The sequence below is a fragment of the uncultured Campylobacter sp. genome (assembly GCF_937949835.1).
Classification (GTDB): Bacteria; Campylobacterota; Campylobacteria; order Campylobacterales; family Campylobacteraceae; genus Campylobacter_B.
This window is the reverse complement of the sequence record NZ_CALEDC010000289.1, coordinates 1-15,491: the sequence shown is the minus strand read 5'-3', so window position 1 is coordinate 15,491 and position 15,491 is coordinate 1. Positions and strand designations below refer to the sequence as shown.

Below are 15,491 nucleotides of genomic sequence, written 5' to 3'. Positions count from 1 at the left end.
CTCTTTGTAGCTAGGAAGTGCTAGCAGGTAACTAGCCTTCAAAAGCTCTGGCACATCATTTCTGGCACCCAGATAATGCACCGCACCGCTTCGCAAAAACGTAGGATCAGCGGTGCTTTTATTGCCCGCAAAACCCTCGCCTACAAAGACAAATTTTGCATCCGATCGATCTTTTAAAATTTCTGCTGCTTCGTAGAATTCTCTCACGCCCTTATGCCACATCGCGCGAGCTACCATCAGTACGATCTTTTTGCCGTGCAAATCCTCGCCCAGATCCGCCGCACTAACGATTTTGGGGTTGAATCTTTCAGCATTTACGCCTACACTTTTAATCCTTATGACCTTTTGCTTCGCAATAAGCCCGCGAGATAGCATATAATCGGGATCAGCATCGTTTACAAATACGCAAGCATCCGCCTGCGAAAATGAAAATTTATAAAGCTTCTCTAAGACAGCCCTCACGAGCCTTGTTTTAATATCATCGTCGATATAAAAGCTGCCCAGCCCCTCAACTAAGTTTATCACATATTTTATACCCGCCTCGCGAGCCGCCAGCGTACCAAACACGTTTGATTTGTGCGCAGCTGTTTGCAGCAGGTCCAAATTTAGCCTTTTTAGCTCGCGCGCAAGGGCTTTGGTGTTGCTAAATACGGTAAGCGGATTCAGGCTAGCTCGATCAAGATCGTAGGTTACGGCATTAAAATCGCGCGCTAAATCCTGCGTATAAGCGCCGCGAGGAGCGATTGCAAAAACCTCGTGCCCGCGCTCTTTTAAAGCCTGCATTATCGGGCGGCGAAAGAAATGTAAGCTCATATCGGCATGGCTTAAAAATCCTATGCGAGCCATCTGTTGCATTCCTTGCTTGGCGTTGCGAGATTAAATTTCATAAATTTCTCCTTGGCTTGCGGCAAAATTTTATCTAGCGCTTTAATTTATAAACTTTCACAGCAGGGCTTAAGATCACAGGCTCGAATAGCTCGGGCCTATATCTTTCAAATACAAAAAGCTGAATATAGCTTGAGTTTAGCATCGTCTTATCTAGCAGCAAAAATCGCCCGTAATCACGCATGAAAATCACGTAAAATTGCGCGCTGCTGTCCATATTAAACTCCTTGACCGCAAGCTTGCCGTTCGCGTCGTAGCTCGTTTCGTAAAAGGTATTGATCGCGAATTTTCTGCCGCTATACTCTAAATTTAAAAGGCTCGGTGAGATCGAAAAGCCGTTGTCCATATGCACGCCGCTTTGATCCTGAACGAACCTATCGCTCGTTATGAAAAACAGCTCACTTAGCTGCTTGCCGTCGGTGATGTCGATATTTGAAAACTGCGTGACGACGGGGAAGATATTCATCATGCGATCGGGCAGGATGTAGTAGATGTCGCGCGTAGGCCTTGGCGGCTTAAAATCGGCCAGTCCCAAGCTTAAGATAAAATCATTTACGTCCGTGGCGTTATAATCTTTTAAAATTTGCTTTAGCTTGTTTGGAATTTTTTCGCTATATCCGCGCTCGGTGTATTCGACATCCAGGCGCGCCATATTTGCAGAGCTCATCTGATCTTTAAAAAGCGCGAAGCTAACGGGGAAATTATCGTTACCGAGGTGTTTGCCGCCGTCAATGAGGGTCTTTACGTCGCTGTAATAGCGTATGCCGTAACCGTAGTCCCACCACGAAAGCGCGTAATCCTCGCGCTGCGCCTTATCTTTGAGCTCATCGAGCACCCGCACCTCGCTTTGATAAAAGACCGTATCGACCTTGTACGAGACGATGTGCTGCCACGCGGGATAGATCGCAAGTGCCGTCAAAATAAGCAGTATCGCGCGTCCCGCGATCTTTGGCAGATCCAAGCGCTTTACGCAAAAATACAAAATATATCCGAAGCTCAGTCCCATCACACCCACGGCATAGATCGTAAATCTAAGGCCTGCTTTGTTCGCCGCAAAGCCCAAAAGCAAAAGCGGGATCGAGAGCAAAAATTCCTTATGCCTAAAGCAAAGCACTACGTATCCGATTGCTGCGATCACGAAAACCGCGACGTGCGAGCTGATGCGCTCCATAAAGATCTTAGGCGGCACGATGCCTGATTCTTGGATCGTTTGATTGACGTTGAAAAAATGAAATGCCGTATCGGCGTTGTCCGCAAAGGAGCGGAAGATATAAAATTTCGCCTGAAAGATAATCGGGCTAAGGCCTCCGTTTGCGATGAAAAAGACTACGGCAAAGCCGCCCAAAAGGGCTAGAGATTTAAAATTTAACAGCCTTCCTTTAAACGCAAAGAGCCAAAATAGCGTAAGCGAGATTAAAATTTTAGCTACCAAAGGCGTGGAGCAAAGCGCGATCAAAAAGATAATCATCGCTTCGTAATTCACCCTGCTTTTTCGCTTAAAAATCAGCGTATAGGCGAAAAACATGGCGAGCATCATGGAATTTAGCGAGAAGCTGGACGGATACCACCACATATAAAATATCGTAAACGCGCCCAGCCAAAACAGCGTGCTGCGCGAACCGCGCGTACAAATGCGGATGAGCGCCCACAAAATGCACATCGCAAGCACGATATTTAGCATATCGGTGTCGTAATACCCCGCCATCGTGCGGTTGTAGTAGCTATTCGCCACGCTCGCGACAAGCGCGCCGATGAAGCCCGCGCGCATGCAGCGAAACTCGCTTGAGATCAGCAAGATCGGCACTACGATGAGCGAGCTAAACAAAGCCGGCAGATAAACGAAGATCGTCTCGATTTTAAAGGGCAAAATTTCAGCCAAAAACGCCGTCACGATCGAAAGCGGCGCGCTAAAATAACTAAGATCGTTGGGCTGATGAAAGCCGGCGAGGCGATCGCGCGCGCCCTCTGCAAAGGCGTAGCCGTCGTTGGTGTTTATCATCAGCTCGCCGTCCCAAAAAAAGTAGTTCACAAAACCGCTCGCCCAGTGCACCCACCACATGCGAAACGCCACGCTAAAGACAAATGCGAACACAATCATCAGCAAAATATGCTTGGAAAACTCATAATTTTTTATAAAGCCAAAAATTCTGCGCCTAGCAGGAAGCGCGCCAGCTGACCGATTTTTAGAATCTTGGGAATTTTCTGCTGTAAAGCTTTTAGAATTATCAGAATTTATGCCGTTTGTAGAATTTAAAGCACTTGCGGAATTCGCATTTTTAAATTTAGCCAAATTAGCGGCTTTTGCGGAATTTTTATTTGTAGAGTTCGCAGTGCCAGCGGAATTTTTATTTATAGAATTTTTGCTCGTGGAATTCGCAGTACCTTTCAAATTTGAGTTTGTAGAATTTGCGCCTGCGGAATTTTCAGAATTTACCGAGGTAGAATTTCGTCCGCTTGATTTTTTAGCCTTTTTGGATTTTTTTTGTGCTCGCATTTTTGCAGAAACAGCGCGCGTTTGATCGTCGCTTAAATTTTTAACGCCGGCGTGCGCGGAATTTTTGCTCGCAGATTTTTTTGCATCAAGCGCGGAATTTTTATCGCTCTGAGGCGCGGTATCCTCGCTACCCTTAAGCTCGGCATTTTCGCCGTTAAAATTCTCTCCGCCGCCTGCGGAATACTCTGCGTCAAAATTTCCCTCACTAGCGAAATTTTCGCTTAAGGCAGCTTTGTCCGCACCCATTGATTGCACGCCTTTTTGATCGTCCGATCCTTCGTCGATCTCTCTGACGCTAAAAGCCTTTTTTTCTTCACCCACGCCTATTTTCCTTCGTCGATTTGTTCTATTTTTGCGATCAGCTCGCTTGCTATCCGTTTTTTATCGAAAAACGAGGCTCTAATTTTAGCCTTTTTCTCATAAAATTTTACATAATTTTCATCATCCAGCGCTTTTTGCATCGCCGCTTGGGTGCTTTCTAGATCGTTTACGCCTACTAGCACGCCCCATTCGCTCTGCCCCAAAAGCTCGCGCGCGCCGCTTTGATGATCGCTTGAAATCACGAGTTTGCCGCACGCAAGAGCCTCGATGAGCGCGTTTGAAAACCCCTCAAAAAGGCTTACGAAGACGAATACATAACATCTAGCCATATATTTATACGGGTTTGCGTCAAAGCCCAACAGCTTCACGCGGCTGCCCAAGCCGAGCTCCTCTATCAGAGTCTCAAGCTCGGCTCGCAGCACGCCGTCGCCTAAGATCAGCAGGTCTTTGTCGTTATTTTTTAAATTTGCATACGCGCGGATTAAAAGCGCGTGGTTTTTGCCCGCATCGAGCCTGCCGACGCTTAGGAAAAACGGCTGCTGCTGCGCGATCTGCTCGCTTGCTTTGCGACTGATCTCATCCAGATCGATCGCGTTGTATAGCACACTCATCTTGCGCTCATCGATTCCGAAATTATCCGCCAGATCACGCAGATTTCCAAGCGAGTTGGGGAAGATAAAATCGGCCTTCGGATAGAGCTTGCGAAGTAAAAGCTTTGAAATTTTGGATTTAAAGCTCGGCTCTTTATACAGCACCGACGGCGTCGAGCATTCGTTAAAAATCATCGTTCCGCGTAGCCCGTAAACTCGCGCCAGCGCCGCCACGTAACACGGGCGGTTCATCCAAACGAAGTGGATGTCGATACCTAGGCGCTCGCATAGTTTTTTGTACCTAAGCGCCAAAAACGGCAGTTTTGCGAGCTTCAGCAGTCCATTTTCAAAAGGGGCTGATTTTTCGATGAAATGGATCTGCACGCCGCTTGGAATTTCATAAAAAATCCTCTCGTTCATCAGCACCAGATGTACTTCGTAGCGTGCCGTAAGCTCGCCTAAGAGGTTACTTACGACGCGCTCGGCGCCGCCGCCGCCCATCGAATAGATAAAAACGCTTAATTTCTTCATCCCTTTACCTTTTAAATATCGCTGCCGCGCCCTAAATTTAAGCTTTGCTCACGCCTTTTTACGCGAGCAGCGCCGCGCCATTTAAATTTAGCGCGTTTTGCGCTGCCTCAAGCGGCTAAATTTCATCGCGCGATGCGGCTAATTTAAACGCGCCGTTTTGCTCGGGCGCAAGACGCTATCTTAGCACACCGAAGTTTAAATTTAATCCCTGCACGCTGCTGCGACGTAATAAACGGCACTACTATTTGCGTGCAAACCGATCGATCAAGCCCTGCCAGAGCTTAATGATGCGCTCTTGCGAAAACTCGTCTAAGCTTTCATTTGCATTTTGCACGAGAGCGTCTCGCAGCTTCTCATCGCTCATTAAAATTTCGAGCTTACTCGCAAGTTCATTCGCATCGCCGCGTTTAAACAAAATGCCGCTAAAGCCGTCCTTTATGAGCTCTTTTGCACCCGCCGTGTCGCTGCTAAGCCGTGCGCAGCCGTAAAACGCAGACTCGATCAGCACGTTCGAAAGCCCTTCATTAAGCGAGCTTAGCACAAAAATTTTGGCTTCTTTATACAGCTCGCTCACGTCCTGCTTATGCCCTAAAAATCGCACTTCAAGCCCGAGTCGCGCCACGAGCTCGCGCAAGCTTTCGCGCAGCGAGCCGTCGCCCGCGATTAAAATTTCCCACTTCGCAAGCAGGCTTTTATCGATCCTGCTTAGCGCGTCAAAGTAAATTTCATACCCCTTGACGGGCTCGAGCCTGCCGACGCTTAAGATCACATTTCGCTTAGCGCTATTGGTATCGCAAATCTCGCCGAAAAAGGGGTTATGCACGACGAAGCAGTTTTTGACAAATCGCGAATAGTACTCAAAGTCCGAGCGCGTAAGCACCGTAAGCGCATCCACTTTTTTATAGCACAGATCGCGCACGCGGCTAAAAAGCCCGCTTGGCAGATAATCGTGCGCGTTGTGCTCGGTCGCGATGAGCGGGATGCCTAGCCCGAAGCTTGCGATCACGCACGCTACGTTCGTCCAGTCCATAAAGCTGATGATGACGCTTGGGCGCTCGCGCTTGAAACACTCGCGCAAAATTCTGTATTTATCGAACCTGCCGCCGTTTTTATAAACATCCAGATGCAAAAATTTTATCTTTTCGCTAAATTTATACCTGCCCTCGTCATTTTCCAAAATCGCGATCGTAACGTCGTTTGCACACGCAAAATGGTTCGCCAAAACCTGCAGCACGCGCTCGGCGCCGCCGTTTCTAAGAGCCGCGATGACGAATAAAATTTTCATTTTAACTTCCGATAAATTTTATAAAATAGCCGCAAAAGCGCGGGGCTAGCGTAAAATAAGACCATCATCAGCGTCTGCGTGCGGCTTGCATGCGCCGCGAAAAATCCAAAATCCAGCCGCTCGCGCACCAAAGCGTGCAGTGAGCGGATCTGATCCGCAGCTTCTGCGGCGTTTAAAGGCGAGCGGGGATCTGCGATCTTTCTTTGCAACGCAGAATTTTGCTTAGAATTTCGCATATAATTTTGCCCGACGGAATTTCTAAATGCGGAATTTTTACCGCATGCGCAAGATAAACTACCAGCGCCATGCAAATCCGCTTCGTTTGCCAAGCTGCACGTATTAGCCTCGGAAGGAGAAGTTGCATCTCCATCCAAGCCTGCAGGATCAAAGCTCGATTTGATAATTAAAAACGCCGTATTCAGCGCGGATTCGCAGCGAGTGAAATTAGCCTCACGCGCCAAGCTTGGATAATTCGCAGCGATCGCCTCAGTATAGCGGCGCACCGCAGCGATGACCGCAAGATGCCTGCGCGCAAATGAGTTTACGGTCGAGCCTGCCCTTACGCGGTAAAAATATAAAATTTCATCCGTGCACGCCGTAATAGAAGCGTTAAAAATATCAAAAAATATCGCCACATCCTCATAGATCTGCCCCGTAGGAAAGCGCAAAGCAGTGAAAATTTCGCGAGCAAACAGCGCGCGCCAAACCGCGGTGCTAAAATACGGATCCTGCGTGCAGCTGCGTCTAAAAAGCTCTTGCGGCGATATTTTGTATTCGCCTGCGTTGGCATTCGAATTTGCAGCTCCTCCTGGATCGCTAATCTCTTTAGAATTTTGATTTTCTTTAGAATTTAAAGCCGCCTTGAAATTATTTATTTCGCTCTCGTCGCTAAATGCCGTGTAGCCGCACATAGCGATCTTGGTGCAAAATTTCTGCGTTAGACGAAAAAGCGTCTCAATCAAATCAAGGCTTATCAAATCGTCGCTGTCTACAAAACTGATAAACTCCCCGCGAGCGACATCTAAAGCGGCGTTTCGTGCGCTAGCCTGCCCGCCGTTTAGCTTATGCAGCACGCGCACACGGGGATCACGCGTGGCATATTCGTCGCAAATCACCTCACTACCGTCATTTGATCCATCATCTACGAGTAAAATTTCTAAGTTCGCATAGGTCTGCGCCGTGATGCGCTCCACGCAAGCGCGCAGGAATTCTTTGACATTATAAACGGGGATGATGACCGAGATTAGGGGATTTTCGCTCATTATTCCTCCCTGTGTATCGTAGCGGCTATGAAATCCAGCCAGCGTCGCCCGATCGTTTCAATTTTAAAGCTCTCTTCGCGCTTGGAGGCGTTTTGCACGAGCCGCTCGCGCAGCTTTTCGTCGCTCATTAGAATTTCAAGCTTTTTGGCGATACTTGCGCTATCATCTACAGGGCACAAAAACCCATCTACGCCGTCGCTTATAAGCTCGCTAGGACCTGCGATGCAATCTGTGGAAATTCTAGCGGTGCCGAAAAATATACTCTCCATCAAAATATTGCAAAAGCCCTCCATCTTGGAGGTTACGACTACGATTTTAGCGCGCTCGTATAAGCTTTCGATATCGCGCACAAAGCCGATGAATTGCACATTTAAGCGCAGCTTCGCAGCTAGACTCTCAAGGCTCTTTCGCTCCTCTCCGTCGCCTGCAATCACCACCTTCCACTCTTTTAAAAGATTGAAATCTACAAGCGCAAGTGCCTTAAGAAGGACATCAAAGCCCTTATAGACATTGAGTCGGCCGGCTGCTAGGATGATATTTTCTTTAGGCGGGCGGGCGTCTTTAGCATGGCTGATCTCAAACATCGGATTAGGCATAATCACGCGATTTTGCACATATGTGTAATGATCCAGATCGAATTTACTAAGCACACTAAGACCTGCAGCCCTCGGATAAAAGATCCGCTTGAGCGCTCGCCAGATCGGACTTTTTAAAAAGCGATGATTGGTGTGTTCGGAGACGATAATTTTCTGCCCAACTCCTAGATTTGCGATAAGCGTAAGGACATTGGTATTATCTAAAAACGAGATTACGACATCAAATTTATGACTTTTTAGCAGCCTATGCAAGGCTAAAATTTTATCGTAGCGCTTTTTTATATTGCCAAAAACTCCTAAATCGCCCACTCCTAAATCCAAGCTAAGAAGCTCGATCTTAGGATCCAGCGCGTAAAACGGCTCATCTGCGTCAAATTTTATCACACAGACTTCATTCTCGCGGCAGAAAAAATTTGCCAGCACGCTTAGCACGCGCTCGGCACCGCCCTTGCCTAAAGCAGAAATTACCATAGCTATTTTCATTTTATGAGCCTAAACTTGTTTTTAAAAATTTCATCGAGTCCTCTCTTTTACGGCGCAACGCCTCATTTACGCCATCCCAATCGATAGTCGCGTCCAACCGCGCGTCTTTGGGATCTTGCAAAGCTCTATCTTCAAGCCCGAACGAGCCCAAAAGCGAGCTAAAGCGCGACGCGCCGCGACTGGCATTAACGAGCACAAAAAACGGCTTATTAAAGATTATGGAAAATACGCAGCCGTGAAATGAGTCGGTTAGCACAAACTCCGCGCCCGCAATAGCGCTTAACCATGCTTTTATGCCGATGCGGTTGCCGCGGTCGTTCACCTCATATATCTCTAGGCCGCTTTGCTTTTTTAGTAGCTCTATCGCCGCTTCTGAGCGAGGCGATGGATCTAGGATATAGGCAAAACCCTTGCGCTTTGGCGCATGGCTTAAAAATTTATCGTAAATCTCTTTGTTAGCCAAAAGCGTAGGATCTAGCACCCAGCGCGCATCTACGCCAAAGCATTCGCGCGCAAGCTTTACGCCGTCGCGCTCGCGCACCGAAATAGCTTTAAATTTAGCCAAATTTGCAGCGTGAGCTTTTAAATCCGCGGGGTTTTTAAGCCCACATAGCCTATCTCCGCCGAAGCTTGCAGCATAGGCGATCCGCGTGCAGTTAGGCGGCAAAAATCCAAGACTAAAGCAATCTGCAAAATCCGCAAAATAGCTAGGGCGAAAAACCTGATCGCTTCCTAAAATCACCGCTTCAAAGCGCTCTTTCTCGCACAGCGCTTTTAAATCCGCAGGCGTGCAAACAGGCGCGGTTAAAGGGATATTTTCCGATACAAACTCGCTAGTATCGCGCTCGTAAGAGGGATTAAATTTCGCGCCGCAAAGCTCCTTTTTAAGCGCGCATACCACTAAAAATTTAAGATATGCAATCGATAGTTTACTTCTTTGCAGGCGCAAGTTTATGAGCCACGGCTCATGCCCTAGCCCCACTAGCACGCGGCTTAGCGCGTAAGCTTGTAAAATTCCGCCGTAATTATTTACTAGCGGCAGGGTAAAAATTCCGATCTTCATGCAAACTTCCTATAAATTTTATATGCTGCGATCTTTGGTAGCGCCAAAAGCGCTAGCACTTTATTCGCAGAGGCAATTTTTTTAAGCCTAGCAGCGATGAAATCATCACAATCAAAATGCGTAGCGCTATATCGCTGGATCTGAAGCTTCTGGCACAATATATAACGCTTAAGCGGGTTTTTCGCGCCATAGAAAATTTCGTTTTTGCACTCCACCTGGCTTTGCTGCGAGCGCTGCACCTCTGCTGCGGATATCCGCTCGCAAAAAATCGCCTCGCGTGCCTGCTTCGTAGGCTGCGAAAATAGCGCGTCGATCTGAGCTGCGCGCGTAATTACAAGCGATGTGCCGCGCCACTCGCTCATTTCGCTTTGCAGCCACGCATCCATCAGCACGACGTCGGCGCATTTGGCAAAAACGTCGGTGCAGGCGTTGCACGCAAGCGGCGTAAAAGCGCGCGAGCTCCAGTATGCAAAGGCGCTACTACTGCGATCGTCTATCGCCTCGCTGCCGTCTGTAGCACGAAATTTAAAGCCAAAGCTCATCGCGCTTTTGCCCGCGATTTTATATCTGTAATTAACTGCCGCGAGCTGCTTACTCTCTTTAAACGCAAGATCTGCCAGCTTATGCGTAAAACCAGCACCCTTGCCCTGTCCGCAAACCAGCCCAATAATAAAGCTTATGCGGGATTTAAGGCGCGGATTTTTACTCGCAGCAAGCCTTAAAGCCTTAGCAAAGCACGGCAGCGCGCTGATCGCGTATCTACCCTCGCGGCGCGACATCTCCTTTAGCACTGCTTCAAGCGTGAGCGGATAGTAAGCGGACGAGCGCGCGCGAGTAAGCTCACCAGCATTTTTTATCACGCTAAATTTAAATAGCGGCACGGAATTTTCGCCCGCATAATTTCGCGCGTTTTTGGAATTCTCGCAAGCAAAATTCTGCGTTGATACGGAATTTTTACAAGAAGCTTTAGAATTCTGTGCGGAATTTTCATTTGTAAAATTCTGCGCGGAATTCTGCGTCAAATTTCCGCAAAAAGAATTTTGCGCATTCGTGAAATTTATAGAATCATCGTCCGCCAAATTCTGCGTTAAATTTGGAATTGCGGAATTCTGCTCGGAATTTTTGGTTGCGGAATTTTGCAAATTCTGCGCTATCGCTAAATTTTCGCATGCGGAAAAATCCCACTTGTGATTTTGGGCTATAAAATCCCCTTCGTCCGCGGGCACGGCGCAAATCGCGTAATCAATGAGCCCGCGCGCAAAAAGCTCGCGAAAAATATAATCTCCCGCACCGCCGCTTGCACTGCTTAGGCGCTGCGCTTCATCTTTTTTGTAGAATTTATAAGTGGCTAAAAACCTGCCAAAATCTGGGCTAAAGCTTTTCAGCTCTGCGTATAATTTAGAATTTAGCTCGTTCTCGAGCATGTCTTTTTCGTAAAACGGGCAGACTTTTAGACAAATATCACATTTGTCGCGACACCCTTCGCCCTCCTCAGGCGCGTAAAATCCATTGCCTCCAAGCCGCATTTTTAGCACGCTAAAAGGGCAGCTGCTCGCGCAGACGCCGCAGCCGATACAGCGGTCTTTCGTAACCACTTCGCTAATTACATTGAAGCTCAAGCCCGCCTCCTTATCTTAGCTGCAATGCCGCCAAAAATCGCGCGCTCATAGTCGTTCATCGCCCAAAAATACGCGCTTAGCACAAACATAGCCGAATAAAGCCCGCCGCAAATTAACAAAAAGCTCACTCCATGCAAGCCTAATGCGTAATTTATCACTAGGCTTACTGCTATTGCGGGAGCGAATTTTACTACCATCGCGCCGATATTTCGCCAAAATTTAGCGATGTCAAGTCCGATTACACGAGCATAGTAGATATTCATCACGCAGATATTTAGCAAGGTGATCGCAAAAGCCGTGCCGCACGCAGCGCCCACGCCACCGTAAGCCTTAGCTAGCGGGATAGAAATAGCGATATTTACGAGCGTGACGCAAAACGCGGCGATTGAGCGAAATTTGACTTTGTTTTTTGCCTGAAGTACGGCTAGACCTAAATTTTGAATCAACGGCACGCTTACTGGAAGCACCAAAATAAGCGCGATTGCGTATGAAATTTCATAATTTGCGCCAGCCCATAGCACGATAAACTCACGCCCAAAAATCACCAAAAGCGACGCGATAAAAAATATCACGTAAAATTGCAGCCTGCCTATTTTGATAAATTCCGCGCTAAGCTCGGAATCGGTGGAGTTAGCAGAGACCATTTTGGCGATTTTAGGAAGCATCACGCCGCTAATGGTGAGCGAAAGCGTGACGAAAGTGGCATTTATCGTGCTTGCTACGGCATACGTGGAGACCGCCGTAGCACCTGCTACAGCGCCTAAGATAAAATTATCGACATTCCAGTTTACTTGATCGACCACGATGCCTAAAAATATAAAAAACGAGTAGCCAAAAATTTGCTTAAGCGTGGGGGCGTCGAAATTTCGCACGCTTATCACGGGCGAGACTTTGCTCTTGCAATAGATGAAATCCGCCGCAACGCAGATTAAATTTACCGCCGTAGCGATGATTACGATCGCGATAGCCTTATATCCCAAAAGTAGCGCAGGCACCGCAGCTAGCGGCAGAGCGATCGTGCGAAAGATCCCAATTAGCTTGATAAATACGAAATTCTCATGCGCCGTAAGGATCGACGAATAGATGCTAAAAGGAAAGCTAATCGCTAAATTTGCAGTTAGCAGCATTAGCATAATGCGAATTTCGCCCATCTCGCTAGCGCTTAGCTTAGCGCCAAAAATCGCGTGCAGATTGGCTAGCAGCGCAGCTCCTGCAAGCACGATCACCGCGCTCATCACTAAATACACGCTAAAGATCGTGCCGTGCAGCTTATGCATGCGCTCCACTTCGCCACTCGAGGCGTATTTGGCGGTATAGACCGTCACAGCGTTACCAAAACCTAAATCCAAAATCGCCAAATAGCCGATAACGCTGCTAGCCAAAGAATATAGCCCAAACTCGCTCTGCCCCAGCGCCCGCAGGAAAAACGGCGTATAAACCAAAGTAAGTATCGTAGAAACAAAGATATTCACATACGATAGAACGACGCCGAGCTTACGCTGCGCGGCTTCGGGGGCGTTTAGAATTTTAAGCAAACAAGGCTTCCTTTTGCTCGCCGCTATTAAACGCGGCGGAGTAAAATTTTAAAATTTCAAATCGCACTTTCACGCTAGAACCTAGAGCTTCTTTTCCCAATTTAGCGCGCTTAGGATGATCTCATCCAGGCTCTCGTGCTCAGGCTGCCAGGAGGTTTTGGTTCGAATTTTATCCGCGTTTGAGATGAGGCAGGCAGGATCGCCGGCTCTGCGCGGAGCGATTTCTACTTTAAAATCCACGCCGCTTACTTTTTTAGCTTCATTGACGACTTCTTTTACGCTAAAGCCCGTGCCATACCCTACGTTAAAGACCGCGCTGTCGTTACTTTGCAGATAATCAAGCACCGCCAGATGCGCGCTTGCGAGGTCTTCTACGTGGATGTAGTCGCGGATGCAGGTGCCGTCCTTGGTGTCGTAATCATCGCCGAAAATGCTCATCTTATCGCGCTTGCCGACGATCGTTTGGGTCGCTACCTTAATTAGATGCGTCGCGTTCGGGTAGTTTTGCCCGATCGTGCCGTCGCTAGCCGCACCTGCGACGTTGAAGTAGCGCAAAATTCCATATTTAAAATTCGGATTTGCCGCTGCCGCGTCTTTTAGCACCCACTCGACCATCAGTTTGCTTCTGCCGTACGGATTGATCGGATTTTGCGGAGTTTCCTCGCTTACTTGCGGGATGTCCGGCTCACCGTAGGTTGCCGCAGTGGAGCTAAATATAAAGTCTTTCACGCCGTATTTGTTCGCAAGCGCGATCAAATTCATCGCATTGGCGGTGTTGTTTAGATAGTATTTTAGCGGATTTTGCGTACTTTCAAAAACCTCGATAAACGCCGCAAAGTGAATGATCGCGTCGAATTTCTCGCGCTTAAAAAGCTTCTCGATTGCGGGAGTATTTTCTAAGCTCTCTTGCACGAACTCAAACTCGCCTATCTTGCGAAGCGCCTCGATCGCTCGCATCGAGCCTTTGCAAAGATTATCCAGTATGACGACGTCGTGGCGGTTCGCTTCTAAAAGCGCCTTTGCGACGTGGCTACCGATGTATCCCGCGCCGCCTGTAATTAAAATTTTCATCTATTCTCCTTCGGATCAAATTTATCAAAATATGCGATTATAGCCCCTTAGATTAAATCGCTGGTCGCACGCGCAAAAATACGGGGAAGCGCGGCTTTTTCTCGCGGGTTAGGTTTTGGTATTGATAGGTGATGATCGTGCCCACCTTAGGCGGATTTGCCCGCATTTCGTCGCTAAAGCCCGAACCTACTTTAAATTTCGCCCCGCTACGTAGATCCACGCAGCTTAAAGAGCCCATCTTGCCTTCGTTTTTGCCGTAGCCGGGGTTGATTTTTACGACCTTGCAATCGCTATCGTGCGTCTTTTTGTATTTTAAAATTTTATCGCTGCGGCCGCTTTCATAAAGCGCATTTGGATAGCGCAGCACGACCCCTTCGCCGCCAGAGGCGATGACGCGATCAAAATACGCCTGCACGTCGGCGTGCGTGCTTACCGGGGTTTGCTGCACGATGAGTAAATTTTGCGCGCCGCTTGAGGCGATAAAATTTCTTAAAATTTCCATCTTCGCGCTTAGGTTTTTCTGCTCCTTCGGCAAATCAAACGCGTAAAATTTCACCCTGCTCCACCGCTCATCAGGCACGCTAGAAGAGACGATCGAGACGAGCTGCTCAAACTCTCCGCGCGCCGTATATAGCTCGCCGTCGACGAAAAACGGCGGAAAGCCCGCGCTCCAGCCCTCAGGGGCGTTTATGATCTTGCCGCGTCTGGAGCGCAGATTTTTGCCGTCCCAGATCGCGCGCACGCCGTCTAGCTTCTCGCTAACGACCCAGCCCGTGATATTCATGCCGGGGACGTATTCTTTAAGCAGCATCGGTTTAAATTTAGCCTCATCTGCGACCGCGCCGCAGAGCAAAAACAGCGCACCCAAAACCGCGCCTTTTAAAATTTTAAAAATTTCACTTCGCATATGCCGCTAGCTCTCTTTCTATAAAGTCGCAAAAAACGGGCGTGTAGCTCATGCCCGCGCACTCTTTTTGCAAAAATTCGCCCATTACGGCGATGTAATTTAGATAATCGTCCTTGGTGATCTTACCGCGCAAAAGCTCGTATTTCAAAAACAGCCAGTAGGTGTTGAGCACGTCGGATCTGCAGTACTCGTCGATCTTGGCCTGCTCGCCGCCGTAATACAGCTGCAGGACCTGATCGCCGTGCACGTCGTATTTGCCCGGCAAGCCCACGCTGGCGCAGATATGATCGAGCTTGAGCCCGCGAACGGCGCCAAAATCGCTGATGTGATCAAGCAGATCCAGATGAAACCGCCCGTCGTAGCGGCTGCGGTAGTTCTCCCATTTGCTCTTGTTGTTATCGCGATCGTTCGTCTCAAAATACGCCGCAGCGCTTAGATCGTAGCACATCGCGCGCGCCATAATCATCGGTAGATCGAACCCGCGCCCGTTGAAGCTCACGAGCCGCGGATTAAAATCCTCGATGAAGGCTAGGAATTTTGCGATTTTATCGCGCTCGTTCTCGCCCTCAAGCGTCGAGACGCGCAAAAATCTGCCGAATCCGTCCGCCATCACGGCGCTAATGCTAACGACGCGGTGGAAGCAGACGGGCAGAAATTCGCTGCCGGTTTTTTCTTTGAAAATCTCCATCGCCCTAAGCGAGAGCAATTTGTGGTTTAAAATTTTGCTTTTATCCGCGTTAAAGATCGGCTGCTCGCCGTAAATTTTAAAATTTAGCGCGTTTAACGCGAGATCTTGCGCGGAATTTGAAGCGAGATTTTCGCTCTTTGAGTTTTGGGATGCGAAGCTTT

Annotated in this window: 12 protein-coding genes; all 12 read right to left on the bottom strand. The window is 48.3% G+C overall.

All coding sequences use genetic code 11. The features are described 5' to 3' along the window. The coding region (locus tag Q0256_RS06515; RefSeq protein ID WP_297961365.1) for a glycosyltransferase at nucleotides 1–846 on the bottom strand (846 nt) is incomplete at its 3' end. A gap of 73 nt (nucleotides 847–919) precedes the next feature. After that, nucleotides 920–3,700, bottom strand: a complete 2,781-nt coding sequence (locus tag Q0256_RS06510) for an STT3 domain-containing protein (protein ID WP_367271944.1) — start codon at nucleotides 3,698–3,700, stop codon at nucleotides 920–922. 2 nt (nucleotides 3,701–3,702) lie between these two features. Further along, nucleotides 3,703–4,821, bottom strand: a complete 1,119-nt coding sequence (locus tag Q0256_RS06505) for a glycosyltransferase (protein WP_297961357.1) — start codon at nucleotides 4,819–4,821, stop codon at nucleotides 3,703–3,705. A gap of 241 nt (nucleotides 4,822–5,062) precedes the next feature. Beyond that, nucleotides 5,063–6,106: a glycosyltransferase gene (locus Q0256_RS06500; RefSeq protein ID WP_297961354.1), complete on the bottom strand. Its 1,044-nt coding sequence runs from the start codon at nucleotides 6,104–6,106 to the stop codon at nucleotides 5,063–5,065. Continuing rightward, nucleotides 6,103–7,368 carry a glycosyltransferase gene (locus Q0256_RS06495; protein ID WP_297961351.1) on the bottom strand — a complete coding sequence of 422 codons (1,266 nt, stop codon included), beginning with the start codon at nucleotides 7,366–7,368 and terminating at the stop codon, nucleotides 6,103–6,105. Before Q0256_RS06495 ends, Q0256_RS06500 begins: the two co-directional genes overlap by 4 nt. Further along, complete coding sequence (locus Q0256_RS06490) at nucleotides 7,368–8,447, bottom strand: glycosyltransferase family 4 protein (protein ID WP_297961348.1); 1,080 nt, start codon at nucleotides 8,445–8,447, stop codon at nucleotides 7,368–7,370. Before Q0256_RS06490 ends, Q0256_RS06495 begins: the two co-directional genes overlap by 1 nt. A 1-nt stretch (nucleotide 8,448) precedes the next feature. Beyond that, nucleotides 8,449–9,510 carry a polysaccharide pyruvyl transferase family protein gene (locus tag Q0256_RS06485; protein WP_297961345.1) on the bottom strand — a complete coding sequence of 354 codons (1,062 nt, stop codon included), beginning with the start codon at nucleotides 9,508–9,510 and terminating at the stop codon, nucleotides 8,449–8,451. After that, nucleotides 9,507–11,129: a Coenzyme F420 hydrogenase/dehydrogenase, beta subunit C-terminal domain gene (locus Q0256_RS06480; protein WP_297961342.1), complete on the bottom strand. Its 1,623-nt coding sequence runs from the start codon at nucleotides 11,127–11,129 to the stop codon at nucleotides 9,507–9,509. The genes Q0256_RS06485 and Q0256_RS06480 overlap by 4 nt, the downstream gene beginning before the upstream one ends. Beyond that, nucleotides 11,126–12,664 (bottom strand): oligosaccharide flippase family protein, encoded by a 1,539-nt coding sequence (locus tag Q0256_RS06475; protein WP_297961339.1) that lies wholly within the window; start codon nucleotides 12,662–12,664, stop codon nucleotides 11,126–11,128. The genes Q0256_RS06480 and Q0256_RS06475 overlap by 4 nt, the downstream gene beginning before the upstream one ends. Nucleotides 12,665–12,745: 81 nt before the next feature. Beyond that, nucleotides 12,746–13,735, bottom strand: a complete 990-nt coding sequence (gene galE, locus Q0256_RS06470) for a UDP-glucose 4-epimerase GalE (protein WP_177386767.1) — start codon at nucleotides 13,733–13,735, stop codon at nucleotides 12,746–12,748. A 52-nt stretch (nucleotides 13,736–13,787) separates the two neighbouring features. Further along, nucleotides 13,788–14,642 (bottom strand): DNA ligase, encoded by an 855-nt coding sequence (locus tag Q0256_RS06465; RefSeq protein ID WP_297961335.1) that lies wholly within the window; start codon nucleotides 14,640–14,642, stop codon nucleotides 13,788–13,790. After that, a complete protein-coding gene (locus tag Q0256_RS06460; RefSeq protein ID WP_297961360.1) occupies nucleotides 14,632–15,387 on the bottom strand; it encodes a 3'-5' exonuclease in 756 nt (251 codons plus the stop codon). The genes Q0256_RS06465 and Q0256_RS06460 overlap by 11 nt, the downstream gene beginning before the upstream one ends. Nucleotides 15,388–15,491: the final 104 nt, after the last annotated feature.

What these genes read in the sequence shown, in the direction of transcription:
- Q0256_RS06505 (WP_297961357.1), bottom strand. Translation starts at nt 4,821, where the DNA reads ATGAAGAAATTAAGCGTTTTTATCTATTCGATGGGCGGCGGCGGCGCC.
- Q0256_RS06500 (WP_297961354.1), bottom strand. Translation starts at nt 6,106, where the DNA reads ATGAAAATTTTATTCGTCATCGCGGCTCTTAGAAACGGCGGCGCCGAG.
- Q0256_RS06495 (WP_297961351.1), bottom strand. Translation starts at nt 7,368, where the DNA reads ATGAGCGAAAATCCCCTAATCTCGGTCATCATCCCCGTTTATAATGTC.
- Q0256_RS06490 (WP_297961348.1), bottom strand. Translation starts at nt 8,447, where the DNA reads ATGAAAATAGCTATGGTAATTTCTGCTTTAGGCAAGGGCGGTGCCGAG.
- Q0256_RS06485 (WP_297961345.1), bottom strand. Translation starts at nt 9,510, where the DNA reads ATGAAGATCGGAATTTTTACCCTGCCGCTAGTAAATAATTACGGCGGA.
- galE (WP_177386767.1), bottom strand. Translation starts at nt 13,735, where the DNA reads ATGAAAATTTTAATTACAGGCGGCGCGGGATACATCGGTAGCCACGTC.
- Q0256_RS06465 (WP_297961335.1), bottom strand. Translation starts at nt 14,642, where the DNA reads ATGCGAAGTGAAATTTTTAAAATTTTAAAAGGCGCGGTTTTGGGTGCG.